This is a genomic window from Lentzea sp. DG1S-22, assembly GCF_036321065.1.
In the GTDB taxonomy this organism is placed as follows: Bacteria; Actinomycetota; Actinomycetes; order Mycobacteriales; family Pseudonocardiaceae; genus Lentzea; species Lentzea jiangxiensis.
In genome coordinates this window covers 2,554,260-2,577,832 of the sequence record NZ_CP143276.1, presented here as the reverse complement: position 1 = coordinate 2,577,832, position 23,573 = coordinate 2,554,260, and the positions used below count along the sequence as shown (strand labels likewise).

23 protein-coding genes are annotated in these 23,573 nt (G+C 72.5%); 14 read left to right on the top strand and 9 right to left on the bottom strand.

Annotation, left to right across the window (positions count from 1 at the left end):
- Positions 1–54 precede the first annotated feature (54 nt).
- Positions 55–1,974: a 4-alpha-glucanotransferase gene (locus V1227_RS11175; protein WP_329792442.1), complete on the top strand. Its 1,920-nt coding sequence runs from the start codon at positions 55–57 to the stop codon at positions 1,972–1,974.
- 11 nt (positions 1,975–1,985) lie between these two features.
- Here V1227_RS11175 and V1227_RS11170 read toward each other — a convergent pair whose 3' ends face one another.
- Together V1227_RS11170 and V1227_RS11165 are read right to left on the bottom strand one after the other, a co-directional pair.
- Positions 1,986–3,176: a glycosyltransferase gene (locus tag V1227_RS11170; RefSeq protein ID WP_329792441.1), complete on the bottom strand. Its 1,191-nt coding sequence runs from the start codon at positions 3,174–3,176 to the stop codon at positions 1,986–1,988.
- A gap of 243 nt (positions 3,177–3,419) precedes the next feature.
- Positions 3,420–3,749: a hypothetical protein gene (locus V1227_RS11165; protein WP_329792440.1), complete on the bottom strand. Its 330-nt coding sequence runs from the start codon at positions 3,747–3,749 to the stop codon at positions 3,420–3,422.
- Positions 3,750–3,925: 176 nt separating this feature from the next.
- On the opposite strand from V1227_RS11165, the gene V1227_RS11160 reads away from it, so the two are divergent.
- Both V1227_RS11160 and V1227_RS11155 read left to right on the top strand, forming a co-directional pair.
- Complete coding sequence (locus V1227_RS11160; protein ID WP_329792439.1) at positions 3,926–4,216, top strand: DUF4342 domain-containing protein; 291 nt, start codon at positions 3,926–3,928, stop codon at positions 4,214–4,216.
- 320 nt (positions 4,217–4,536) lie between these two features.
- Positions 4,537–6,084, top strand: a complete 1,548-nt coding sequence (locus V1227_RS11155) for a VWA domain-containing protein (RefSeq protein WP_329792438.1) — start codon at positions 4,537–4,539, stop codon at positions 6,082–6,084.
- Positions 6,085–6,102: 18 nt separating this feature from the next.
- Here V1227_RS11155 and V1227_RS11150 read toward each other — a convergent pair whose 3' ends face one another.
- Complete coding sequence (locus V1227_RS11150) at positions 6,103–6,813, bottom strand: class I SAM-dependent methyltransferase (RefSeq protein ID WP_329792437.1); 711 nt, start codon at positions 6,811–6,813, stop codon at positions 6,103–6,105.
- Between the two features lie 136 nt (positions 6,814–6,949).
- Here V1227_RS11150 and V1227_RS11145 point away from each other — a divergent pair, with 136 nt between their 5' ends.
- Complete coding sequence (locus V1227_RS11145) at positions 6,950–10,969, top strand: alpha-(1->3)-arabinofuranosyltransferase (protein ID WP_329792436.1); 4,020 nt, start codon at positions 6,950–6,952, stop codon at positions 10,967–10,969.
- Here the strand turns inward: V1227_RS11145 and V1227_RS11140 are convergent, their stop codons facing one another.
- On the bottom strand, positions 10,970–12,145 hold the full coding sequence (locus tag V1227_RS11140; RefSeq protein WP_329792435.1) for a polysaccharide biosynthesis protein: 1,176 nt from the start codon (positions 12,143–12,145) through the stop codon (positions 10,970–10,972). It abuts the gene before it with no gap.
- Positions 12,146–12,287: 142 nt separating this feature from the next.
- Between V1227_RS11140 and V1227_RS11135 the strand changes: the two genes are divergently transcribed.
- Genes V1227_RS11135 through V1227_RS11120 form a run of 4 tightly spaced genes read left to right on the top strand, consistent with a single transcriptional unit; the run spans position 12,288 to position 15,088 of the window.
- Complete coding sequence (locus V1227_RS11135) at positions 12,288–12,977, top strand: hypothetical protein (RefSeq protein WP_329792434.1); 690 nt, start codon at positions 12,288–12,290, stop codon at positions 12,975–12,977.
- Positions 12,971–13,891: a hypothetical protein gene (locus V1227_RS11130; RefSeq protein WP_329792433.1), complete on the top strand. Its 921-nt coding sequence runs from the start codon at positions 12,971–12,973 to the stop codon at positions 13,889–13,891. The genes V1227_RS11135 and V1227_RS11130 overlap by 7 nt, the downstream gene beginning before the upstream one ends.
- Positions 13,892–13,893: 2 nt before the next feature.
- Positions 13,894–14,061 carry a hypothetical protein gene (locus tag V1227_RS11125; protein WP_329792432.1) on the top strand — a complete coding sequence of 56 codons (168 nt, stop codon included), beginning with the start codon at positions 13,894–13,896 and terminating at the stop codon, positions 14,059–14,061.
- Positions 14,062–14,065: 4 nt separating this feature from the next.
- Positions 14,066–15,088, top strand: a complete 1,023-nt coding sequence (locus tag V1227_RS11120) for a hypothetical protein (RefSeq protein ID WP_329792431.1) — start codon at positions 14,066–14,068, stop codon at positions 15,086–15,088.
- 105 nt (positions 15,089–15,193) lie between these two features.
- Here V1227_RS11120 and V1227_RS11115 read toward each other — a convergent pair whose 3' ends face one another.
- A complete protein-coding gene (locus V1227_RS11115; RefSeq protein ID WP_236219459.1) occupies positions 15,194–16,288 on the bottom strand; it encodes a glycosyltransferase family 4 protein in 1,095 nt (364 codons plus the stop codon).
- A 186-nt stretch (positions 16,289–16,474) separates the two neighbouring features.
- Between V1227_RS11115 and V1227_RS11110 the strand changes: the two genes are divergently transcribed.
- A complete protein-coding gene (locus V1227_RS11110; protein WP_329792430.1) occupies positions 16,475–17,155 on the top strand; it encodes a class I SAM-dependent methyltransferase in 681 nt (226 codons plus the stop codon).
- On the opposite strand, the gene V1227_RS11105 is transcribed toward V1227_RS11110, so the two are convergent.
- Positions 17,136–18,095 carry a DUF3068 domain-containing protein gene (locus V1227_RS11105; RefSeq protein ID WP_329792429.1) on the bottom strand — a complete coding sequence of 320 codons (960 nt, stop codon included), beginning with the start codon at positions 18,093–18,095 and terminating at the stop codon, positions 17,136–17,138. The two genes, V1227_RS11110 and V1227_RS11105, sit on opposite strands and share 20 nt — an antisense overlap.
- A 238-nt stretch (positions 18,096–18,333) precedes the next feature.
- On the opposite strand from V1227_RS11105, the gene V1227_RS11100 reads away from it, so the two are divergent.
- Positions 18,334–19,461: a hypothetical protein gene (locus tag V1227_RS11100; protein WP_329792428.1), complete on the top strand. Its 1,128-nt coding sequence runs from the start codon at positions 18,334–18,336 to the stop codon at positions 19,459–19,461.
- On the opposite strand, the gene V1227_RS11095 is transcribed toward V1227_RS11100, so the two are convergent.
- The gene (locus V1227_RS11095) at positions 19,446–20,558 is read right to left on the bottom strand and encodes a DUF3068 domain-containing protein (protein WP_329792427.1); all 1,113 of its coding nucleotides are present in this window, start codon (positions 20,556–20,558) and stop codon (positions 19,446–19,448) included. The genes V1227_RS11100 and V1227_RS11095 overlap by 16 nt on opposite strands.
- Before the next feature lie 399 nt (positions 20,559–20,957).
- Here V1227_RS11095 and V1227_RS11090 point away from each other — a divergent pair, with 399 nt between their 5' ends.
- The 4 genes from V1227_RS11090 (at position 20,958) to V1227_RS11075 (ending at position 22,710) form a co-directional block, all read left to right on the top strand.
- Positions 20,958–21,260 carry a hypothetical protein gene (locus tag V1227_RS11090; RefSeq protein WP_329792426.1) on the top strand — a complete coding sequence of 101 codons (303 nt, stop codon included), beginning with the start codon at positions 20,958–20,960 and terminating at the stop codon, positions 21,258–21,260.
- Complete coding sequence (locus tag V1227_RS11085) at positions 21,215–21,355, top strand: hypothetical protein (protein ID WP_329792425.1); 141 nt, start codon at positions 21,215–21,217, stop codon at positions 21,353–21,355. Before V1227_RS11090 ends, V1227_RS11085 begins: the two co-directional genes overlap by 46 nt.
- Before the next feature lie 45 nt (positions 21,356–21,400).
- Complete coding sequence (locus V1227_RS11080) at positions 21,401–21,955, top strand: hypothetical protein (protein WP_329792424.1); 555 nt, start codon at positions 21,401–21,403, stop codon at positions 21,953–21,955.
- Between the two features lie 101 nt (positions 21,956–22,056).
- Positions 22,057–22,710, top strand: a complete 654-nt coding sequence (locus tag V1227_RS11075; protein ID WP_329792423.1) for a hypothetical protein — start codon at positions 22,057–22,059, stop codon at positions 22,708–22,710.
- Positions 22,711–22,719: 9 nt separating this feature from the next.
- Here V1227_RS11075 and V1227_RS11070 read toward each other — a convergent pair whose 3' ends face one another.
- Both V1227_RS11070 and V1227_RS11065 read right to left on the bottom strand, forming a co-directional pair.
- Positions 22,720–23,325, bottom strand: a complete 606-nt coding sequence (locus tag V1227_RS11070; protein WP_329792422.1) for a TetR/AcrR family transcriptional regulator — start codon at positions 23,323–23,325, stop codon at positions 22,720–22,722.
- A 74-nt stretch (positions 23,326–23,399) separates the two neighbouring features.
- The gene (locus V1227_RS11065; protein WP_442916484.1) at positions 23,400–23,564 is read right to left on the bottom strand and encodes a nuclear transport factor 2 family protein; all 165 of its coding nucleotides are present in this window, start codon (positions 23,562–23,564) and stop codon (positions 23,400–23,402) included.
- Between the last annotated feature and the right edge of the window lie 9 nt (positions 23,565–23,573).

Genomic DNA, 23,573 nt, shown 5'->3' with positions numbered 1-23,573 from the left:
AGCGCGGTCCGCGCGGGAAGTTCGGGTGCGGAGCGCCGAGGAGCTGATGCGCGCGTGGTGGACGACGACCTGCACGAACTGGCCGAGGCCTTCGGGGTGTCGACCTCCTACCGCGGCGCCGGTCAGGAGCGGCTGCCGGTGGACCGGCCGGTGGTGCGGGCGGTACTGGAGCAGTTCGGGCTCGACACCTCGAGTGCCGCGGCGGTCCGCGGTGAGCTGGCGGAGGTCCGGCGGCGGCGCTGCGCGGGCGTTCTGCCGGAGACCGTCGTGCTGAGCGGCCGGCAGGCCGTGGACCTGCCGCGCGCCGGGGTCGTGCACTGCGAGGGAGGCCAGGAGATCCCGGTGAGCGGCCGGGCGCGCGCCGACCGGCTCCCGTTCGGAGTGCACCGCCTGGAGACGGAGGACCAGCGGGTGCTGCTGCTCGTGACCCCGCGCGGGGTGCCGACGCCGTTGCCCGCCTGGGGGTGGACGGTCCAGCTGCACGCGCTGCGCTCGGGGAGGTCCTGGGGCATGGGCGACTTCGGCGACCTGAGCTCGTTCGTCGGCTGGTGCGGTGAGCTCGGTGCGGGCGCGGTGCTGCTGAACCCGGTGCACGCCGTCACCCCCGTCTCGCCCGTCGAGCGGTCCCCGCACTCGCCGTCGAGCAGGCAGTTCCTGAACCCCCTCTACCTGCGGGTGGAGGACACCGCCGCGTACCGCCACGCCCCGGCGGAGATCCGCGAGGTCGTGGACGAGCTCCGGCCGTCCGGCGGCGAGCTGGTGGACCACGACGAGACGTGGCAGGCCAAGCTTGCGGCCCTGGAGCTGTTGTGGTCGCACGCTTCGCCACCGGACGAGCCGCCGCGTCCCGAGCTGGCGCGGTTCGCGACGTTCTGCGCGCTGGCCGAGCGGCACGGTGCGGATTGGCGGCGCTGGCCTGCCCGGCTGCGGCACCCCGATTCGCCCGCGGTGGCGGAGCAGGCCGCGCGGCTCGCTCCCCGCGTCGCGTTCCACGCGTGGCTGCAGCGGTTGTGCGCCGAGCAGGTCGCGAAGGCCAGGGACTCTGCCGACCTCGCCGTCGGCCTGATCGGCGATCTCGCCGCGGGGGTGGCGCCGTCGGGCGCGGACGCGTGGGCGTCGCAGGACGTGCTGGCGCTCGGGACGACGATCGGTGCCCCTCCCGGGGAGGACTGGGGAGTGCCGCCGTGGCGTCCCGACCGGCTCGCCGCCGCGGGGTTCGCCCCGTTCCGCGACGTCCTGCGCGGCGTCCTGCGGCACGCCGACGGCATCAGGGTCGGCCACGTCGCCGGGCTCTGGCGGCAGTGGTGGATTCCCCGGGGTGAACCGCCGCAGCGGGGCACCTACGTCCGCTACGACGCCGAGGCGATGCTCGGCGTGCTCGCGCTGGAGGCCCACCGGGCGGGCGCGGTGGTCGTGGGGGAGGACCCGGGGGAGGTGGAGCCGGAGGTGACGCGGGCGCTGCACGACCGGGGGATGCTCAGTTCCGCGGCGCTGTGGTCCCGGCGGGGGTGCCGGCCCCTTCCGCCCGACCGCTGGCCCGCGCAGGCGGTGGCGACCCTGTCGGCGCACGACCTCCCGACCGCGACCGGCTTCCTGCGCGCCGAGCACGTGCGGGTGCGCGCGGAGCTCGGGCTGCTGGAGCTGCCCGCCGGTCAGGAGCGGGCACGGGCACGGCTCGACCGGGACGAGCTCGTCGACCTCCTTCTCGCCGAGGGTCTCGTCGACGAGGACGCCGGCGAGCAGGAGGTGGTGGTGGCGATGCACGAGCTGCTGGCGCGCACGCCGTGCCGGCTGCTGCTGGTGGCACCGGAGGACCTGCTGGGAGAGGCGCGCCAGGCCGGCTTCCCCGGCTCCGCCGGGGAGTACCCGAACTGGCGCATCCCGCTGCCCGTGCCCCTGGAGGAGCTGCGCGACGCCCCGGTCGTGCGGGTCGCCGTGCAGCCGTTGCGGCGCGCTCGCCCGCCGCTGGGATGACGCTCCCGCCGTTACCGGGCGGGATCCGGTGACACGGCGGTGGTGACCCGCGAGGTGGCACCGGCTCGTTCGTACGCGCGCAGGACCTCCTGCGCGACGTGGTTCCAGGAGTAGCGGGCGCAGACCCGGTCGCGGCCCGCGATCGCGCACTCCTGGCGCAGCGTGTCGTCCATCAGGAGCCTGTGCAGCGCCCGCGCCTGCCTCTCGGTGTCGTCCGGCGGGACGAGCAGGCCGGTGATGCCGTCGACGACGATGTCCGTGAACTCGCCGGTCGCGGTGGCGACCACCGGGACACCGCACGCCATGGCCTCGACCGCGATCCCGCCCGACGGCTCACCCGCGGGCGCGCACACGACCGCGTCGGCGGAGCGGAGCAGGGCGGGCATCGACTCGTGCGGCACCTTGCCGACGAAGGTCGTCCGGGAGGCGACGCCGAACTTCTCCGCCCGTGCCCGCAGCTCGGCGGCCTCGCGCTCGCCGTCGGGGAGCCCGGTGATCAGCAGCTCCGCGCAGTCCACTCGCGACAGTGCGACGAGGACGCCGTCGATGCCGCGCGCGGCCGGTGGCGGACTCGCGACGACCACGCGGTACATCCAGTCGCGCCGGGCCCGCGGACCCTCCGGGGTGAACTTGTCGACGTCGACACCGCTGCCGATGATGGAGATCTTCTTCCGGTCGACGCCCTTCCTGGCGAGGGCGAACGCCTCGTCCGAGCCGGCCGCGACGACGTGCGCCGCTTCCCTGCCGACCAGCAGTTCGATCTTGCCGCGCTCGGCGGAACCTCCGTCGGTCGCGCGGTGCCTCCCCGGCTTCGCCAGCGAGTGGAACGTCTGGACGACGGGGGCCCCGGCCCGCCTCGCGCCCAGCACGCTCACCAGGCCCGACATCCACCCGTGCCCGTGCACCACGTCCGGCGGCGTCACACCCCACTCCCGGGTGAGGGACGAGGTGAAGTCGCCCAGGTGCGCCAGGACCTCGGCGTCCGCGAGCCTCTCCGCAGGCCCGGCGGGCACCTGCACCACGTCGAAACCGCGATCGGTGCGCACCCGGTCGGGCAGCTCCGGATCGGCCCGGCGGCTGTAGACGACAACCTCGTGACCGCGCCCGGCCAACGCCGCCGAGAGACCGGCGACCTGGGCGCCGAGCGGATCCACGCCTAGGCCCAGCGGGTTCGAGCGGACGGACACCATTGCGATCTTCACTGAGCGCTCCCACAGTCGAATGCGGCGAGCTGCGTTCTCAACTCGGAGTCACCGAGCGCTGACGGTCGGCGACTCCGGCGGATACCCCGGCCGGCCCGGCGGAAACACCGGTGTGGACGGTCGTCCTACCGGGTGTTCGCCTGGGCCTGTGCCGAGGTCCACGTTCGCGACAGCCGGGCCTGAGGCGGCCCCTGGGGCACAGCCGACCGACCGGTGTGCGGGGTCGCCATGACGGGTGTTCGCCTAGTCCCGCCCGCGTGCCGGCGTCTGCTGGTACACACCGTGCCGCAGAGGCGTGTTGCCGTCGGGCGAATGCGCGGGTGAGACGGGTGAACCACCGGCCGCGCCGCTGACCGGCGGGGCGTTGCGCTGGTCGCCCGGCGCGGGCTCGGCACCGCCCGCGAGTTCCTCCAATCGTGCCGTGATCACCTGCAGCACCGGGGCGCGGTTGCCGTGCTCGCGCTCGTGGTCCCGCACGCGTTCGAGCTCCTCCTCGGTGAGCGACCGGATGCGGTGCTTCAGGTCGCCCAGCGGGAGCTGGTCGTAATCCGTCAAAGGGAGTTGTTCAGCCACGTCGGTCGGCTACCCGGCGCCGGGGGCGGCAAACGGGGGTACCGGCTCGGGGACGCGGACCTCCGGTGTTCTGAGGGGAAGATCAGGTGGAGGTCAGGGTCGAACCCTGATGGCAGGCGTTCCCGCCGCGGGCAGGCTGGAAGTCGTCAAGGGGAAACCGCAGTCCGAGGAGAGTCATGAGCGAACCCAAGCCCGAGTCCACCCGCACCACCGTCGACTCGGTGGTCGACGCCGTGCGCGGGCTGGTCAGCGAGGGCATCAACCGTCGAGTCGTCGTGCGGGACAGCAAGGACGACGTCGTGCTCGAGGTGCCGGTGGCTCTCGGTGTCGTCGCCGCGCTGGCCGCTCCGGTCGCCACGACCATCGGCGCCGGCGTCGCCCTGGTGGGCAAGTGCGACATCAAGCTCGAGGACCGCCGCCGTCCCGGCGCGCAGCCGGCCACGACGGCCGGGGCCGACCAGGTGTAGTCCGCGCAGGTGTGGTCCGCGCAGGTGTGGTCCGCGCAGGCTGCGGTCAGGGGTTCCGCAGGGGGAGCCAGGCAGGCGCCGTCACCAGTGGTGACGGCGCCTGCCGCCGTGTTGGGCCTGAGGCGGGGAGGACCGGCGCACGCACGCCGCTTCGCGCGCACGCCGCTTCGCGCATGCCGCGCTTCGCGCATGCCGCGCGTGCCGCGCTTCGCGCACAACAGTGGGCGCGCCACGCACGTTGCTGGTGCGCCTACGCTGTCCCCGAAATCGGAACCAACGAGTTCTGGTCGTGCCGAGCCCTGTTGTCTAAGGTGTCCGCCATGGTGCGACCACGACGGGCGACGGCGCCTGTCGTCGGACTCTCGGTCCTGCTCGTGTTGTCCATCGTCGCCTGGATCGGTGGAGACGCCGTCATCGACCGCCTCACCGCCACCCGCTGCACCAACCCGGCCACCGTCCAGGTCACCGCCGCCCCCGCGGTCGCGCCGGCGCTGACCGAGGCGGCCTCGAAGCTCGACGTGAGCGGCGACTGCTACCGCGTCGTGGTCGAGGCCCAGGCGGCGCGCGAGACGATGGCCCGGCTCGTCGACGGGAGCGGGGCGCCGTCGGTGTGGGTGCCCGAGTCGACGATGTGGTTGCGGCAGGCGCGGGACTCCGGGGCCTGGCGGGTGCCCGAGGCCGGGGTGTCGGTGGCGCTGTCGCCCGTGGTGCTCGCGGTGAGGGATCCGGCCAAGGGCAGGAGCTGGCGGGAGCTGATCGGGCCCGGCGCCAAGGCGGTCGCGGGCATCGCGGATCCCGCCAAGGACCCGGCGAGCCTGTCGGCCTTGCTGGCGGTGCGCGGGTTCGCGTCGAACGAGAAGGATCCGGCGGCGGCCGCGGTCGCGGCGATCCGGCCCGTGTCGGCGGACTACTCCGAACGCGCCGACGACCTGTTCGGCCGGCCGCTCGACGTGTTCCCCACGTCCGAGCAGGCCCTCGAGAGGCACAACTCCACGCCGGGCGCGGCGAGGCTGACGGCGGTCGCCGCGGAGAACCCCGTGCCACCGCTGGACTTCCCGTACGTCGTGCTGCCCGACGCGGGGCAGGAGCAGCGGCAAGGGGCGGAGAAGTTCCTGAACCACCTGCGGTCGGGGACGGAGCTGCGGAAGTTCGGGCTGCGCGCGCCGGACGACGGGGCCGCCGGACTGGACCAGAACTTCGTCGACGAGACGCTGCGGCTGTGGAGCGGGCTGACGCTGACCGCGCGGGTGCTGGCCGTGCTGGACGTGTCCGGGTCGATGAACCAGCTCGTGCCGCGGACCGGGACCACGCGGATGGCGCTCGCCGTCGCCGCCGCGGAGCGCGGGCTGGGGTTGTTCAAGCCCGCCACGCAGATCGGCCTGTGGAAGTTCTCCACGAAGCTCGACGGCGACAAGGACTACAAGCAGGTCCTCCCGTTCGCGTCGGTCAAGGAGCACGTCGCGAACGGCCAGGCCGTCGCCGCCGTGCGGGCGACGCGGGCGACGGCGAACGGGGCGACAGGCCTCTACGACACCACCCTCGCCGCGTACCAGGAGGCCAGGAGGAACTGGGAGCTCGGCCGCATCAACATCCTCGTGATCATGACCGACGGCCGCAACGAGGACCCCGACTCGATCAGCCAGAGGCAGCTGCTCGACGAGCTCGGCAAGCTGCAGGACAAGCGCCGGCCGCTGCCCGTCATCGCGATCGGCATGGGGCCGGACGTGGACGTCGAGGAGCTGACCCGCATCGCCGACGCGACCGGCGGTCACGCGTTCACGACCGTCGACCCCGCCGGCATCAGCGACATCTTCGCGCAGGCGCTCAGCACGATGCTGTGCCAACCGCCCACGTGCCGTCCACAGTAGACACCGGCACCGGAGCCGCTAGTACGGGTCGTACGGCCCTTCGTGGCCGAACAGGCGCGCGACCGGGCGCAAGCGCAGCCGCAGCAGGATCTTGATGCCCACGTTGCGCAGGAACCACGGCATCTCGGCGAGCACACGCCCGCGGTCGGTCCAGCCCGGTTGCGACAAACGGAAGCGCGCGAGGGAGCCCGCACGGTCCACGTAGACGTACCGGTTGCCGCACAACACCTTCACCAGGATGCCGAGGGTGACCCCGATGGACGAGAACGCGTCGTGCACCAGGATCTCGCCGCCCGGCACCAGGTTCTCCGACCACAGCATGTCGTCGGTGTAGGTCCAGTAGTCGTGCTTGCCGTCGATGTACAGCAGGTCGATGCGCTCGTCCCAGCGCTTGCGCAGTTCGGTGCTGTACGACGCTTCGAGCCGCACGACGTCCGTCAGGCCCGCGCGGGCGACGTTCTTCTCGAAGCGGACGCGCGTGGGCGTGCCGCCGAAGAGCTTGCCCTCGACGAACGGGTCGACCGCGACCACCGTCGCGCCGACCGAGCGGGCCGCGATGCCGAGCACGGTGGTGGATCTGCCCTGGTGGCTGCCGATCTCCACGATCCGGGCGCCGGGGCCGAGCCGCAGCGCGGCCTGCCACAGCATGGTGGCCTGGTCCACCGTCAGCCACCCTGGGACCTGGTCGCCCAGCTCCCACGCCTGCTCGAACGCCGTCGAAGAAGTCATCGCCCACCTGCCTGAGTGCGCCCCAGCACGGTCGTGGTGGCCCAAGATAGCGACAGTCGCCCGCGAGCACTACCCGGTGGTAACTTCCTGCGCCATCGAGAGACTGAAGATCGCACGCCGAAATCCGACGACGTGGGTGCTCATCGCACTCACGGTGTTGTCGTTCGCGCAACGCTTCGGAACGGCCACGTTCGACACCAAGCTCGACCTGGCCGTGAACCCGGTCGGCTTCCTCGGCAGGGCGCTGCACCTGTGGAACCCGGCCGCGACGGCGGGTGAGCTGCAGAACCAGGCGTACGGCTACTTCTTCCCGATGGGGCCGTTCTTCGCGGCCGGCCAGATCCTCGGCGTCCCGGCCTGGATCACCCAGCGGCTGTGGTGCGCGCTCCTGCTCTGCCTGGCGTTCTACGGGGTGCTGAGACTGGCCCGCGCGCTCGGCATCGGCCACGAGCCGACGAGGTACGCCGGCGCGCTCGCCTATGCGCTGGCACCGCGGGTGCTGACCGAGATCGGGCCGCTGTCGGCCGAGATGCTGCCCGCCGTGATGCTGCCGTGGGTGCTGCTGCCGCTGGTGCTGGCCGACCGGATCGGCTCACCGCGCCGCGCGGCCGCCCTGTCCGCGCTGGCGGTGCTGGGGATGGGCGGCATCAACGGCGCGATGGTCGTGATGGCGCTGGTGCTCCCCGGCATCTGGCTGCTGACCCGGCGGTGGAACCGGCAGCACGTGAGGCTGGTGCTGTGGTGGGCGGGCTGCGTCCTCGCGGTCGCGCTGTGGTGGATCGTGCCGCTGCTGCTGCTCGGGCGGTACAGCCTGCCCTTCCTCGACTACATCGAGTCGGCGGCGAACACCACCGCGCCCATGTCGCTGTTCCAGGTGCTGCGCGGCACGAACCAGTGGGTCGCCTACGTGCTCCAGGGCGAACCGTGGTGGCCCAACGGGTTCATCCTCGTCGACAACCCGGTGCTGATGGCCGGCACGGCGCTGGTGGCGTTGATCGGCGTCGTGGGTCTGGCCAGGCTCGGGCTGCCGGAACGCCGGTTCCTCGTGCTCGGCACGCTCGCCGGGCTCACGCTGCTCACCGTCGGCTACGTCGGGTCGCTCGACTCGCCGCTCGCCGAGGTCGTCCGCGGGCTGCTGGACGGTCCGCTCGCGCCGCTGCGCAACGTGCACAAGTTCGAGCCCGTGCTGCGGCTGTGCCTGGTCCTCGGGTTCGTCCACGGGCTGCACCTGTCGCGGCCGACCGGGCTGCGCGCCGCTCCCGAGCACCGGCGGCGCCGGGTCCGCACGGGTGTGGCCCTGCTGCTGATCGCCGTCGTCGCGGCGCCCGCGTGGCTGCTGACCCTGCGACCCGGCCTCGGGTGGTCGGACGTGCCCGGTCACTGGCGCGAGGCGGCGTCGTGGCTCGCGGAGAAGGACGGCCGGGCGCGGACGTTGCTGCTGCCCGCCACCGGGTTCGGCCAGTACACGTGGGGCCGGACGGTCGACGAGCCGATGCAGTCGCTCGCGGAGGCCCCGTGGGCCGTGCGCAACCAGGTGCCGCTGGGGTCCGAGGGCAACACGCGGTACATGGACGCCGTCTACGACGCGCTCGCCGACGGGCGCGGGTCGGCGGGACTGGCCGATTTCCTGGCGCGGGGCGGGTACCGGTTCCTGCTGCTGCGCAACGACATCGCGCGCGAACAGACGAGCGCGCCGCCGCTCGCGGTGCTGCGCCAGGCGTTGCGGGGCTCGCCCGGCATCGAACGCGTCGCGGAGTTCGGGCCCGAGGTGCGGATGCGCGACCAGCGGCTCGTCAGCTCGGTGGACGCGTCCGCGACGGGCAGGTCGCTCGAGGTCTTCGAGGTGAAGCGGCCGGTCCCGGTCGTCACGGCGGTCAACGCGGCCGACGTGCCGACCGTGAGCGGCGGGCCGGAGTCGTTGCTGCCGCTGCTCTCGCAGGGCCTCGTGAAGGCCGACCAGCCCGTGGTCCTCGCCGGTGACGCGACGGAGCGGTCCGACCAGGTGCTGGTCACGGACGGCCTGCGGCGCAAGGAGCGCAACGTCGGCAGGGTGTCGGACAACCTCAGCCAGACGATGTCCGCGGACGAGGCCTCGAGACAGGGCCGCGTCGCGCTGGACGTGTCGCCGTTCCAGGACGTCGAGCACCAGACCGTGGCCGAGTACCGGGGGATCCGGGCCGTCCGGGCGTCCACGTCGACCGCCTACGCCGACGCCGCGGGGGCGATCGACCCGGCCAACTCGCCGTTCGCCGCGGTGGACGGCGACGGCGGGTCCGCCTGGCACTCGTCGAGCTTCACCGGTCCTGTCGGGCAGTGGCTGCAGATCGACCTCGACACCCCGCGCGCGGTCGGCGAGGTGACCCTGGACCTCGTCGACGACCTGCGCGTCGGGTGGGCGGTCACCCGGATCAGGATCACCACGGACACCGGCCGGAGCGACCACGTCGTCCCACCCGGTGGCGGCCGGCACGCCTACGCCGTCAGCCCCGGTCTCACCGGCAGCGTGCGGGTGACGGTCCTCGGCGTCGCCGCCGACCGCCAGGACGGCAACGTCGGCATCAAGGAGCTGAGCGTCGCGGGCATGACGGCGCAGCGGGCGTTGCGCGTGCCGCGCGACCGGGAGGCGGCCAGGCAGGGCTTCTCGTTCACCCGCGGCAGCCAGTCGCGCCCCGCCTGCTACCGCACCGACGACGCGGTGCGCTGCGACTCGTCGCTGTCGCGGTTCGGCGAGGAGGTCACCGGGCTCACGCGGCTGTTCCGCACCTCCGCCGACGGGAAGTTCGCGGTGAACGCCACCGTGGTGCCCGCAGCCGGTGCGAAGAACCCGGTGTCGCCCGAGGGCGTGGCGGTGACGGGCTCGTCCTCGGTCGCGGGCGACGTCGCGGCGAGCGCGCTGTCCGCTGTGGACGGTGACCCCGGGACGTCGTGGGTGCCGGACGTGACGGACCTGCGGCCGACGCTCACCTTGGCGTGGCAGGGGAAGCGCTCGGTCTCGGAGTTCTGGATCGAGACCGTCCGCGGCGCGAAGAGGCCCGTGGAGCTCGAGGTGCGCACCGATGCCGGGACCGAGGTGGCGCGGGTCGGCGAGAACGGTCTCGTCACGATCAGGGCGGCGGACACCCAGAAGCTCGAACTCGTCGTGCGGGAGGCGGGCGGAACCGGTCCCGCCGAGATCGGCGAGCTCCGCGTGCCCGCGCTCGACGGCGTGCTGAAGCCCGTGCCCGCGACGACGCCGTTCACGGTGCCGTGCGGCCGCGGGCCGGTCATCGACGTCGACGGCAAGAAGATCAACAGCTCGGTCAGCGGCGTGTTCGGCGACGTCCTGGCCAACCGGCCGCTGAAGGCGGTGCTGTGCGACGACGACCTGGCGACCGCCCTCGAGCTGCCCGCCGGTGACCACGTGCTGACCACGTCGCGCTCCGAGTCGTTCGTGGTGCAGGACGTGTCCCTGACGCACCTCGAACTCGCGAAACCCGCTGCCACGCACCGAGAAGTCACCATCGGCACCTGGGACGCCACCGAACGCGAGGTCACGGTCGCGCCGGGGGCGGAGGCGCTGCTCGTGGTGCCCGAGAACGTCAACGACGGCTGGACCGCGACCCTGGACGGGCAGGTGCTGGAGAAGGTCAGGGTCGACGGCTGGCAGCAGGCGTACGTCCTGCCCGAGGGCGACGGCGGCGTGGTCGCACTGGAGTTCGGCCCGGACGCGCGGTACCGCACCGGCCTGCTGGCCGGCGCGATCGGCGTGCTCGCGGTCCTCGTGCTCGCCGCGCTCCCGGTGCGGCGGCGGGTCGAGTTCGTGGCGCCGTCACCGAGCCGGTGGCCGGTCGTCGCGATGCTGGTGCTGCTGGCCGTGCTCGGCGGGATGCTGCCGATCGTCGCGGTGATCGCCTGCCTGCTCGCGCGCGAGTTCTGGCCCGCCGCGCCGAAGGTGATCGCGTTCAGCGGCGTGGCGCTGGGCTCCGGTGTCGCGGTGCTCGGCCGGATCCTCGGTCACGGGCAGGAGTGGGCCTACGTCCCGCCGGCCCAGGCCGCGCTGCTGGTGGCCGTCTCGGCGGTGGTGGCGGCCTCGTTCCGCCCGTTCGGCCCGCGGCACGGGCCGGGCACCGAGGAGGAAGCCGAACGCACGGCGCCCGTGGACGTCGTCGCGGACTGATCAGGCGGTCCTGGAGCCGCGCGCCTCGATGACGGTGCCCGCCACCACCAGGCCCGCGGTGGCGAGCAGCGCACCGGTCACGACCTGGCCGACGGACCCGTTGAGCCACACCGTGATCAGCGCGACCTCGGCGGCGACCGCGATCCACACGGCGACGGTCGAACGCCGGTCCCCGCTCGCGATGCGGGAGAACAGCAGCAGCTGCACCAGCGCTAGGCACGACCCGACGAGCGCGAACTGCCACAACGGGATCGAGTCGCCGTGGTAGTTCGAGCCGCCGATCAGCGACACGCCCAGCGGCCCGAACAGGGCGCAGCCCGCCACCACGAACGCGTCGAGGCCCGCGCACACCGCCAGTGCCTTCGGCAGCATGCGGCGGCGGTCGTCCGCGACGGCCATGCGCGGCAGCACGAGCACGCCCACCGCCTGCGGCAGCCAGTACGCGATCTTCGTGACGACCGCGCCCACGGCGTAGCCGCCCGCCTGGCCGGCGAGCTGGTGCCGCGCCAGGACGAGGTCGAGGTTGACGAGCAGGACCAGTGCCAGCATCGCCTGCGACGCGTGCAGGACGTCCGGCCCACCGGCGGGCCTGGCCGGCCGGGGGCCGCCGCACAGCCGCCACCCCGTCAGCACGACCAGGAACGAGCCGATCGCCGTGCCCGCCAGCACCGAGGTCGACGAGGGGGAGAGCCAGAGGCCGGTCACGCCGCCGCCCACCTTGCCGAGCCCCTCCAGCGACACGAGCAACGCGAGCGCGCCGAACCGGTGCGTCCCCTGCAGCAGGCCGTGCAGGACGCCCAGGACCGTGAGCGGCGCCAGGGACAGCGCCAGCCACACGACCGGCCACGGGCCGTCCAGGTGCAGCAGGCGGGCGAGCAGCGGCACGAGCGCGAGCGTCAGCACGGTCATCCCCGCGCTCACGGCCAGGCCCAGCCCGAAGAGGGGCCGGGGGCCGAGGCTCGTCACCCGCAGGGCCGCGACGGTCTGCAGGCTCATGGCCGGCACCACGCCGATCACCACGAGCGCGAGCAGGGCGCTGAGCTCGCCGAAGACCGCGGGGGCGAGCGCACGCGCGGCCGCGATGGTCAGCACGTAGCTCGCCGCGTTGGCGCCCAGCAGAGCGCCGGTGATGAGCAGGGCGTCCAGGCGGGTCGTCGTCGTTGCCGGAGCGGACACGCGGGATCCTTCCGGTGGCAGGTCTGCCGCGGTGGGCGGGGCCGAACCCCGTGGTCCGAACTTCGGCGCCGGCCCTACCCGCGAGTACTACCGGCCGGTAGTTTCGGCGACTGTAGCCCCGGCGGGCCCGGAGGGGGAGCAAGTGCGGCCGAACGGACCGAAGCTCTACGCCACGTGCGCCGCGCTGGCCCTCGCGGCTCTCGCGCCCGTGCTGTGGCCGGGTCACGTCCTCGTCTACGACATGGTGTTCACGCCGGAACAGCCGCTCAACGCGGCGGCGTTCGGGCTCGGGGACGCCCTGCCGCGGGCGGTGCCGGTCGACGCCGTGGTGGCGTTGCTGACCCAGGTCGTCCCCGGCCAGGTGGTGCAGAAGATCGCGCTGCTCGCGATCGTCTTCGCCGGTGCGCTGGGCGCGGGGCTGCTGGTGCCGACGGACCGGACGGGCGCACGGATCGTCGCGGCCGTGGCGTACTCGTGGAACGCCTACGTGGCCGAGCGGCTCTTCATCGGCCACTGGACGTTGCTGCTGGGGTACGCGGCGCTGCCGTGGGTCGCCATGGCGGGTCTGAGGATGCGCGCCGGCGAACCGCGCGCGTGGACCCGGCTCGTGCTCGCCTGCCTGCCGGCGGTGCTCTCCGCGCCGGGCGGGATCCTGGCGCTGGGCACGGCTCTGGCCACCGCCGGCCGCCGCGGGGTGGGGAAGGTCCTCGCCATCGGTGTCGTGCTGAACGCGCCGTGGTGGGTGCCCTCGTTGCTGCACAACGGACTCTCCGACCCGGCGGGTGTCGAGGCGTTCAGCGCGCGGGGGAGAACTGGGGCGGTCCGGTGCTGAGCGTGCTGGGCCTGGGCGGGATCTGGAACGCGGAGGTCGTCCCGGACAGCCGTGCCAACCCGGTGCTGCCCGTCGTCACGGTGCTGCTCCTCGGCGCCGCCGTCCTCGGGCTGCGGGAGCTGGCGAAGCGCATGCCCGTGTGGCCGCTGGCGGGGCTGGGGGCGCTCGGGGTGGTGCTGGCCCTGGTCGCGGTGCTGCCGGGCGGTGTGGCGGCGCTGGAGGCGCTGATCGAGCACGTGCCGGGCGCGGGGTTGTTGCGCGACAGCCAGAAGTGGGTGGCGTGGCTCGCCCTGCCGTTCGCCCTCGGGCTCGCGGTCGCGGTCGAACGGCTGCGCGCGCGGATGCTGGTGGCGGTGCTGCTGCTCGGCCTGCTGCCCGACCTCGCCTGGGGCGGGTTCGGGCGGCTGGAACCGGTGCACTACCCGGCGGACTGGGCGGCGGTGCGGGAGAAGCTCGCCGGCCGGCCCGGCGACGTGGCCGTGTACCCGCTGTCGGCGTTCCGGCGGTTCGACTGGAACGACCGGCGCACCCAGCTCGATCCCGCCCCGCGCTTCCTGCCCGGCACCACGGTCGTGGACGACTCGCTGTCCGTCGGCGGCCGGGTCGTGGCGGGGGAGGACCCGCGGGCGGCGCGGCTGCGACGCGGCGACCTGAGCGGCATCGGCTGGGTGCTGGTCGAGCGCGGGACGCCGGGCCGGGTGGACGAGAACCTCCTGGCACGCCTGGAAAAGGTCCACGACGGTCCCGACCTGGCGCTCTACCGCGTTCCCGGAGCAGTGCCCGCTGAACCGAACGGCCCACCCGTTGCGCCCGTTGTGCTCGCCTGGGTCGCGGCTGGGTCACTGATCGGCGCAAGCCTGTTGTGGAGATGGTTACCGGTCGGTAGATTCGCGGCACCCCGACGTGAGGAGTAGACGTGGAACTGGTTTCGGTCCTGGTCGCGATCGTCGCCGGAGCCGCGCTCGCCGGTGGGGTCGGCGTGCTCGTGGTCGAGCAGAACAAGCCCGACAAGGTGATCGAGCAGCGGCTCGACGAGGGCGTGCAGGCCCAGGAGCCCGAGGTCCTCGACTACGGCTCCCGCTGACCGGGTGACCGTGGCCTTCTCCGGGGACCCGGCGGCGTCCTGGAGCATCCTGCTGGAGGCGGACCTCCGCGAGGCGCCGGATCCCGCGGCGGTCTCCGCGCGGATGTGCCGTGCCGCCGAGGAGTTCCCGAACCTCGGCCCGGCCGCGGTCGTGCGGCGTCCGTCCGATTGGGACGGTGTGCGCGCGGAGTTCGCCGACGGCCGCTACCGCGAGGGCGGTCCGCTGGTGCGGGTCGCGCTCGCCGGCCACTCGCTGATGATCGCGGCTCACCACGGTGCCGTCGACGGCCTCGGACTGCTCGCGCTGCTGGGTCTCGCGCTCGGCCGGCCCGTGCGCAGCTCCGCCACCGGTGTGGCGTCGAGGAGCCCCGACCGGCCCTACCTGCTGAGCGCGCTCGACCGCGTGCGTGAAGCAGTGTGGACGCCCCCCACGCGCATCCAGCCGTCGTTGCGCGGCAACGAGATCGGCGACCACCTGGTCTCCCGTGCGCTGCCCGCCGTGAAGCTCGGCAGCGCCAGGCTCACGTCCGCCGCGCTCGACGCGACGCGGAGGTGGAACACCGCCCGCGGCGTCCCGCACGGCCGCGTCGTCGCCGCGATCGGCGCCTCCTGGCGCGGTGGCGCGGATCCGCGTCCGGAGGCCGACAGCGCGCTGCTGAGGCTGCGCCTGCCCGCCGGGGCGACCGAGGAGGACGTGCGCGCCCTGCTCGCGGCAGCGGCGCCCGAGGTCGGGTTCCCCAGCGCGCACAACCCCTTGGCGCAGTGGGGGATGAGGGTGCTGGCCTCCCGGCTCGGCAGCACGTTCCTCGCGTCGAACCTCGGTGTCGTCGAAGCCGGCGTCGCCGGCCTGCGCTTCTTCCCCGCGGCGAGCGGCCGGTCCGGCGTCGCGTTCGGCGTGGTGACGACAGGGGAGGTCACCACGGCCACGGTGCGCGTGCGACGCCGCGACTTCGACGCTGCCGCCGCCGCGGGACTGCTGGACCTGTTGTGCGAGGCGGTTCTCGGCGACCAAAAGGTCCAGCGCTAGCGCGGTGCGGGGACGTTCTTCCCTTACCGAGAGAGTGCGCGCGGACTGCGCTACACCCTCCCAATCGGGTGCGCGAGTCTCCCGTTCACCCGCGGTGCGCGTTCCTCAGCGCCCACGAGGGTCGGCACCGGCGCGCAGGGCGCCGTGCAGGACGGTCTCGAACGCGCCGAGGCTTTCCTCCCAGCTGAACTGCCGGGCGCGCCGCCGCCCGGCAGCGCCCATCGCCTTGCGCAACGGCCGATCGCGCAGCAGCGTGTCCGCGTGCCGCACGAACTCGTCGAAGTCGTCGGCCAGCAATCCGGTCTCGTGCTCCACGATCGCCTCGGCGACACCGCCCGCCGACCGGTAGGCGATGGTCGGCACGCCGTGCGCGGCGGCCTCCATGATCACGATGCCCCAGCCCTCCTTGACCGACGGGCACAGGTGCACCCACGCCCCGGCGAGGATCTCGTGCTTGGTCTGCTCGTCGACCCAGCCGTGCAGGACGACGCTGTCCTGCACACCGCGATCGATCGCGTGCTGCTGCAGCACTTCCTTCCACGGGCCTTCGCCGACCAGTTCGAGGCGCAGGTCAGGCCACTTCGGACGGAGCTGCGCGACCAGGTCGATCGCGTGCTCCAGGCGCTTGTGCGGTACCAGTCGCGACACCGCGACGAGCACCGGCGCCTCCGTGCGGCGCGCGGTCACCGCGGGCGGTGCGTCGAGGCCGTTCGGAACGACGGCGGTGCGCCGCAGCTCGACGCCCAGCTGCCCGAGCTCGTCCCGCGTCACGTTGGACACGGTGACGTAGCGGCACCTGCGGTACAGCCGCGGAGCGAGCCACGACTCGATCCACCAGCCGATCCTGCCGAGGAACGGGCCCAGAGCGCTGTGCCACTGCTCGCGGTGCACGTGGTGCACCAGCACGAGGACGGGGCAGCGCGCGACCAGGCGGCTGAAGAAGGGCATTCCGTTCTGCACGTCCACGATGACGTCCGCGTCGGAGCGCAGGATCGCCAGCAGGGCGTGCAGGTAGACCGTGAACTTGTTGCCGCGCCTGCGGAAGCGCACTCCCGCCACCCAGTCGCCGGACGGGGCGCGGTCGTGGCCCGCGCACTGGATCGAGACGCGGTAGCCGAGCCGGACGAGCCCCTCGGCGATGCGCTCGACGTAGCGTTCGGAACCGCCGCCCTCGGGGTGTCTGGTGTCGCGCCAATTCACCAGCAGAATGCTCGGCCGGTAATGCGGAGCACGCGACATCTGCCTCTCCCGGTGCTAGGTTACTGTCAAGTAGCCATGGTAGACGGAATGCGGGGGATGGCAATGGTCGAGATCGGTTCAGTTTCGGCCCGGAAAAAGTTGCGGAAGCCAACTTTCGAGCGCTCTGTTCAGCTTTTTCGCGCATTTTTGAAAGAACAGTCCGACCCCGACCACTTCTACCGGATCCTCGCGGACGACTCGGTCGCCCAGGTCTCGTCGTACGTGTCCCTGGGCGGTGCGGTGGTGCTCGACGTCGGCGGCGGTCCCGGCTACTTCGCCGAGGCGTTCCGCGGAGCCGGCGCCCGGTACGTGGGGCTCGACCCGGACGTGGGCGAGCTGTCCGCGCGCGGCGAACCCGACCCCGGCATGATCCGCGCGAGCGGCACGGCGCTGCCGTTCCGGGACGGCTCGGTGGACGTCTGCTACTCGTCCAACGTCCTCGAGCACGTGGACGACCCGTGGCTCATGCTGGCCGAGATGGTGCGCGTGACCAGGCCCGGAGGCACGATCTTCGTGTCCTACACGCCCTGGTTCTCACCCTGGGGCGGCCACGAGACGGCGCCGTGGCACTTCCTCGGCGGGCACTACGCGCGCCGCCGCTACGAGCGCCGCAACGGCAAGCCGCCGAAGAACGCCTTCGGCACGTCGCTGTTCCCGGTGAGCGTCGGGGCGGTCCGGCGGTGGGCTCACCGCCAGACCGTCGCCGACGTGGTGGAGACGTTCCCCCGGTACCACCCGTGGTGGGCGAAGTGGATCACCCGCGTGCCGGGGGTCCGGGAGATCGCCTCCTGGAACTTCGTGGTCGTGCTCAGGCGACGACGTGCCTAGCCCGCCGCCCGAACATCCCGAGCGCAATTCCCGCGAGCAGCATCACCAGGCCGGCGGAAAGCAGGACGACCGGGCCGGTGGTGCTGATCAGGGTCAATTTGTCACGCGCTTCCGAGGCGCGCGCCACCGATTCGTCGACAGTTTTCTCGTTGAAGGTCAAAGTGGCGTCGAGCAGCACCGTTCCTTCTTTTCCGTCCGGTCCGGCGAGCACCTGGCGCTGTTGTTCCGAACCCTTGACGATGATGCCGCTGACCGGCTCCACCCACATGGTGCGGGTGTTCTGGTAGCGGCGCTCCGCCTTGACCGAGGCCTCGGTGCTGCCGACCAGCGTGCCGGGCACCTCCTGGTCGCGGAACTTGGTCGACGGGATCTTCTGCACGAACTTGTAGACCTCGAGGCCGGCGAGCGTCTCGGTGCCCTCGTACCGCGCGGTCGACGCCTTGCGCAGGGTGGTGTCGAAGTACTCGTAGTCCTGCGGCTGGGTGTTGAAGGGGAACTTGTAGTTGAGCCCCTCCTGGTGCACCGCCCTGTCGTCCTTGGACGGACCGTCCTCGCTGTCGGTCACGTACTGCTGGCTGCACTGCTGCAGCGCCATGTTCGTCCGCCGGTCGAGGCACACCCGGTGTTCCATCGCGGAGACGAGCTTGTTCTCGGAGTCGGTGACGACCAGGCCCTGGTCCCACACCATCACGTCGCCGCCGACCTTGGCCTCGGGCAGCGTCAGGTTGCTCTCGACCTTGCGGGTGGCCGTCAGCTGGGCGTCCTTGACGACGAGCTCCTGGGGGTAGAAGACCTTCGCCGCGCCTTCCGCCACGGATTCCGTCTTCTGGTCGAGCGGCACGACCGCGAGCTCGGGGTACACGTACAAGCGCAGGACTGCTGCAAGTGCCAGAGAGAAGATCCCCAGTCCTACCAGCACGAGGCTCGCAATGCGTCGCACTCGTCCTCCTTCCAGGTGTGAGAGGGACGTCACAGTGGCGAGGAAACTACCGGACAGTAACCTCTGCGCAACCCTTCGACCGGGGTGACCCAGGTCATCTTGATCGGTCCGCGTGGAGAAAGCAGCTACTCGGCCGTCGAACCGCAGAGCCGTTCGGCGGAACCCCTGCAGGCCAACGGGTAGCGGCTGAACGACCCAGCTCCTTACCCATCGGCGACGAGGCCGGAGGAAGAGACACGTGGCAGAAACCCCTGTGTGCTATCCCGGAGCAGTTGAGCAGGCCCGGCTGCTCGCCCGCGGTGCGACGACCGCAGCAGAACTCCTCGCGACGGCGGAACGCCGCCTCGACTCGTCGAAGCACGTTTTCACAGATGTCGATTTGACGACCGCCCGGCGCAGTGCGCAGGACGCCGATCGGCGGTTGGCCGAGGGCGAGCGCGGAGTTCTCCTCGGACTGCCTCTGGCGGTGGAGGATTCCCTGCCCCGTTCGGTTTTCGACGCACTGGCGGCGACCGGAGCCGTCGTGATCGGACGGACGTCGTCGCTCGAGAGGCACCGCAACCCGATGATCGGCCTCGCCGCCACGGCACTGGACCCGAGGGTGTCGGGCACCGCCGTCGCCGTCGCCACCGGGGTGGTGTCCGCGGCGCTGGCCCGCCGCGCACCCGGAGCCGGGCAGGTGCCCGCCGGAGGGGTGGGCCTGGTCGGCTTCCAGACCTCCGGCGGGTCCGGCGTGGTGGCGAGGAGCGTGGCCGACGTGGCGCACGTCGTGGGCGGGATCGGCTGGACCGCCGCTCCCGCCGACCGTCCACTGAGGATCGGCGTGTCCCTGCGCGGACTGTCGGTGACCACGCGCACCCGCGCGCCCATGCGCAGGGTGGTCGAGGACGTCGCCGCGCTGTTGTCCCTGCACGTCGGCGAGGTGGTGGACCACGACCCGCACCTCGCGGGCGAGTCCCGGCTGCTCCTCGCGCCGCACCTGGCGGCAGGACCCCGCGAGCTGGCGCTGCTCGACCGGTGGGTGCCCCGGCCGTTCAAGGGTGTCTGCCGGTCGATGAGGGCGGCGGAGCGGGTGATGCTGAACCACATGTTCGCTGGCGTCGACGTGCTCGTGACGCCGGGGCACACCGGTCCGCCCGAGGCGGTGCCGCTGCCCGGCGGCGTGCTGGTGCGCACCGGCGCCACCACGCCGTTCTCCCCGCTCTGGCGGGTCAGCGGCTATCCGGCCGTGTCCGTGCACGCGGGCTCGGACGCCGACGGCAACCCGCTGCCGGTCACCCTGATCGCGGTGCCCGGTGCGGAGGGCGAGCTGCTCGGCGTCGCCCGGATCATCGAGGAGGAACGCGGAGCTCATCGCAGGCCGTAGTCGACGTTGGAGGACGACACCACGTTCTCGAGGTCGAGCGCGTCGTCGGGGTCGCTGGAGGTGGTGACGCCGTAGGTGATCGCGGCCGCCAGGCACGCACCGATCACCAGCGCCAGCGATCCGGCGGCGACACCGCGTCGCCGCAGGGCGAGCAGGACCAGCCCGGCCACCAGCAGGACGGCGCCTCCGGCCCACAGGACCGCCGGCAGAACGGTGATCATGAACAGCCGGGGCAGGTTCTCCTTGACCTGGTCGACGTTCGCGGTGACCGAGGCGTTGGTCAGCCGCAGCTCTCCGGCGAACACGGGCGTTCCGGCGCCTTCGGCCTGCTCGTCGGTGCGCAGCTCCTGCCGGATGTCCTCCCGGACGGACAGCACCGCCCCTGTCCTCGGCTCGACGAGCAACGTCCGGGTCACGCCGTAGTACTGGGTGACGTCGACGGACGGTTCCGGGCTGCCGACCAGGTACCCCGGCACCGCGAGCCGGTCGAGCGCGGTCGGCGGGACGGTGTGCTGGAACCGGTAGACGTCGAGCCCCTGCAACAGCTGCTCGCCGGCGAAGTGGATGTCGACAGGGCGCTTGAGAACCGTGTCGTACCAACGGTGGTCGCGCTGCTCGGTGTCGAACGGGAACACGAAGCTGAGGCCGGGCTGCAGCAGCTGCCTGTCCTGCGCGGTGATCCGCTTGCCCTGCTCGGTCTCGTAGAACTCGCCGTGGCAGGGCGCGACGGCCTCGCCGGTGCGGCGGTCGAGGCAGATCCTGCGCACCTCGGCGCTGAGGACCAGCTTCTCGGCGTCCTCCTTGACGATCGTCGCCCGCTTCCACACGGTGACGTCGCCGTTCTTCTTGACCTCGGGCGCGGCGAGGTCGCCCTCGACGTGGGTGGTCGCGGTGAGGCGGAGGTTGTGGCGGACTTCGGGCGCTTTGCCGGGCGGGTGGACGACGGCCGTGACTCCTTCGCCCTCGGAGACGGAGACCGTGTCGATGTCGTGCCGCAGCTTGGCCAGCAGGGGATAGGCGTGCAGCTGCAGCACCAGTCCGGCGGCCACGGCGATGGCACCGAGCCCGAGCAGGGTGACGACGACTGCGGTTCGCACTGGTCCTCACAGGTGTTCGGTCGGCAGGGAGGGTGGTCGTGAGGCGCGATTTCCGGTAACCGTTCGTTCTGTTCTACTCGTCTGGTGACCTAGATCACAAGGGCATACCTGAATCCCATTCGGGTTATCGCACCGCAGCGGCTGGGTCACGGTCACCGCTCGGTTGGGTCAAGGCATCGCGATCCCGTGGCCAGCGGCGCGGAGCCCAGCATGATCGGCGTGTCAGTCCTGGTCAGGTCGACGGACCCAGGGGACTTGTGGGAGTGCGCAGATGGGTGGCCGCGGCCTTCTCGGTCGCGGTCGTGGTGGGAGCAACGGGCTGGCCCGGCGGCCCCGGCGGTGCCCGAGTGGCGCCTGGCCCCGACCCCGCAGACCGCGCCGACGAGCATCCTCCGGGACGTGGCCGCGGTCGACGCTGGAAGCGCTTGGGCGGTCGGCCTGGAGGGGTACGACCCCGACCGCCAGTACACGACCGGTGATCCGGTCGTGCTGCGGTGGGACGGAAGTGCGTGGTCGCGCACGTCGCTCCCGGCGGTGCCGGGCCGGGTGTCGTTCCAGCGCGTGGCGGCGTCGTCCGCGGACGACGTGTGGGTGAAGGGCGCGCCGATCCTGCCGCACGGCAACATCACCCTGCTGTGGCGCTACGACGGCACGACGTGGACCGAGGTCCGTACCCGCAGGGCGCCACCGCGAGCACGCTGACCATCCGTGACATGTCCGTTGTGGACGGACGCGCCTGGCTGGTCGGGTACCGCGGCAACGCGCCGGTGTTCCACGAGTGGACGGGCTCCTCCTGACAGGAGCACGTACCGCCCGCGGAGTGCGTCCGCGGCGGGGGCTTCGTGAACTTCTGCACTCTCAACGCCGTCAAGGCGTTCGCCCCCGATGACGTCTGGGCGGTGGGCAACGGCATGTGGAGCGGCTACCGGGGTCCGCTGCTGTTCCACTGGGACGGCACGGCTTGGCGGGTCGTCGAGGCCGGTCTGAACGGGCGGCCGTTCAGCCTCCAGGGGATCGACGGACTGTCCTCGCAGGACATCTGGGCGGTCGGCGACGGCGGCGGTACGGGTCCCGGCTACTTGGTGGTGAAGCGGGACGGCGCCGGCTGGCAGCTCGTCGGCGGGCCGAACGTCTCGGCCACGCCCGGCATCGCGGTGAGCGCGGACGGTACCCCGTGGGTTGTCGGCAAGTTCCCGATGGCGAGCTTCAGCTCCCACGGCCCGGCGGGCTGGAGCACCACCGCGGCTCCTGCCCCGCCCGGCTCGTCCGGCACCGTCTACAACGCCGTCACCGCCGTTCCCGGCACGAACCGCGTGATCGCGGTGGGCTCGGCGGACCTGCCCGGCACCAGCCCGCTCCGGCTGCAGGCGGTGGTCGCCGAGTACTCGACGCGGTGAGGTGGTGCCTGCGGCCGCCCGTTTCCGGGCAGCCGCAGGCGGATCGGGCTCCTGTGATATCAAGTGCGCTCCAGCCCAAGGGCTCACAGGGGGAGCAGCTCATGTCGGACAGTTTCCTGGTGGCCGCGCGCATCCCCCTGTCGCGCGAGGGGTTCGAGGCGTGGCTGCGCACCCCGGTCGAGGACCTGGGAGTGATCTCCAACCCCGGCGCGATGTTCGACGGGTGGTTCTGGAACGGTCGCGACCGGGAGCCCGACTGGGACTCGGCGGGCGTGGGGACGACGCCGGGGCGGTACTTCTCGGAGCGCGTCGACGACTCCTGCGGCGGGAACGAGGAGTGCGGCGTCGTCCTGCACCGCGACGGCGCCCTGGAGGTGTACCTCTTCCACCTCGGCTATTCCGCGTGGAGCATCCACACCGCCCTGCTCGTGCTCGCCGCGGCCGGGCGGTTCCAGGCCGAGGACGCCGAGGGCGTGGTGCTGTTCTGGGCGGAGACGGGCGCCACCCTCCTGCCTGCGGACTCGCGCGGCTGGCTCTCGGTGCTGTCGGTCGGCGGGGACGGGGCGCGGTTCGTCGCCTCGCGCGACCTCACCGAGGTGGTCGCCGGCCTGCGGCCGGCAGAGAGCCGGTTCTTCGAGCTGGTCGAGCGGCTGGCCGGGGAGTCCGAGGAGTTCGACTGGGAGTCCGGTGAGGAGTTCCGCACCGAGACGCCGCGTGAGCCCGCCTTCACCGACCCCGCGGTGCTCGCGCGCTGACGCGGGACCTCAGCCGCGGGTGAGCGACGCGAGCACGATGTGTTGTGCCGCACGGACCGTGGCGGCCAGCGCGGCCGGGTCGCGAGCGACGCGTTCGGTGCCGGAACGCATCGCGCCCGACAGCAGCTCCACGGTGAGCTCCACGTCGTCGACGCCGTGGAACTCACCGGCGTCGAGGCCGTCCCGGACGACGTTGCGCACCTCGACGACGAGAGCGGTGAACGGGTTCTCCGCTCCGGCCGGGAGATCGGCGACCAGCGGGCTCGAGTTCGGGAGGAACAGCGGGCCCATGGCCTGGTCGGTGGACGCCGACAGGACCACCTCGACGATCTCCCGCAGCCGGTCCGCTGCCGGCTCCGCGGTGCGTCCGGCGATCGACGTCACCCGTTGCACCAGCGGACGGCTGACCCGGCGGGCGAGCTCCAGCACCAGCGTTCGCTTGTCGCGGGCGTAGTTGTAGAGGGTGTTGCGCGCGAGCCCGGCCCGCGCCGCGATGTGGCCGAGGGTGATCGAGTCGTAGTCGCGTTCGAGCAGCAGGTGCCGCAACGCCTCGGTGAGGTCGGCCCACACCATCTCGTGGTGTTCCTCGATGGAGGCGGCTTTGATCCGCGGCATCTGGTCGTTCTCCTTGTTCGCCTACCCCTCAGAGGGTACGAGGTTCCGCGGCTGGTTCTCCTGGCGGACCGCGGTCAGCCCGACGCGGCGCGGACGTGCGCGTAGATCCTCGCGGTGTCACCGTCGATCCGCACGGCGTGACCGGTGATGGCGTGGTGCGTCGCCTTGAACGGCGCGAAGCGCGCGCGGAGTACTCCGACGTACGCGCTCAACGGGCTCGATGAGCCCGGTCGCGTCACCAGGCCTCG

Coding starts and splice junctions, on each gene's coding strand:
- V1227_RS11150 (WP_329792437.1), bottom strand. CDS start 6,813: ATGACTTCTTCGACGGCGTTCGAGCAGGCGTGGGAGCTGGGCGACCAG.
- V1227_RS11075 (WP_329792423.1), top strand. CDS start 22,057: ATGTCGGACAGTTTCCTGGTGGCCGCGCGCATCCCCCTGTCGCGCGAG.
- V1227_RS11070 (WP_329792422.1), bottom strand. CDS start 23,325: ATGCCGCGGATCAAAGCCGCCTCCATCGAGGAACACCACGAGATGGTG.
- V1227_RS11160 (WP_329792439.1), top strand. CDS start 3,926: ATGAGCGAACCCAAGCCCGAGTCCACCCGCACCACCGTCGACTCGGTG.
- V1227_RS11155 (WP_329792438.1), top strand. CDS start 4,537: ATGGTGCGACCACGACGGGCGACGGCGCCTGTCGTCGGACTCTCGGTC.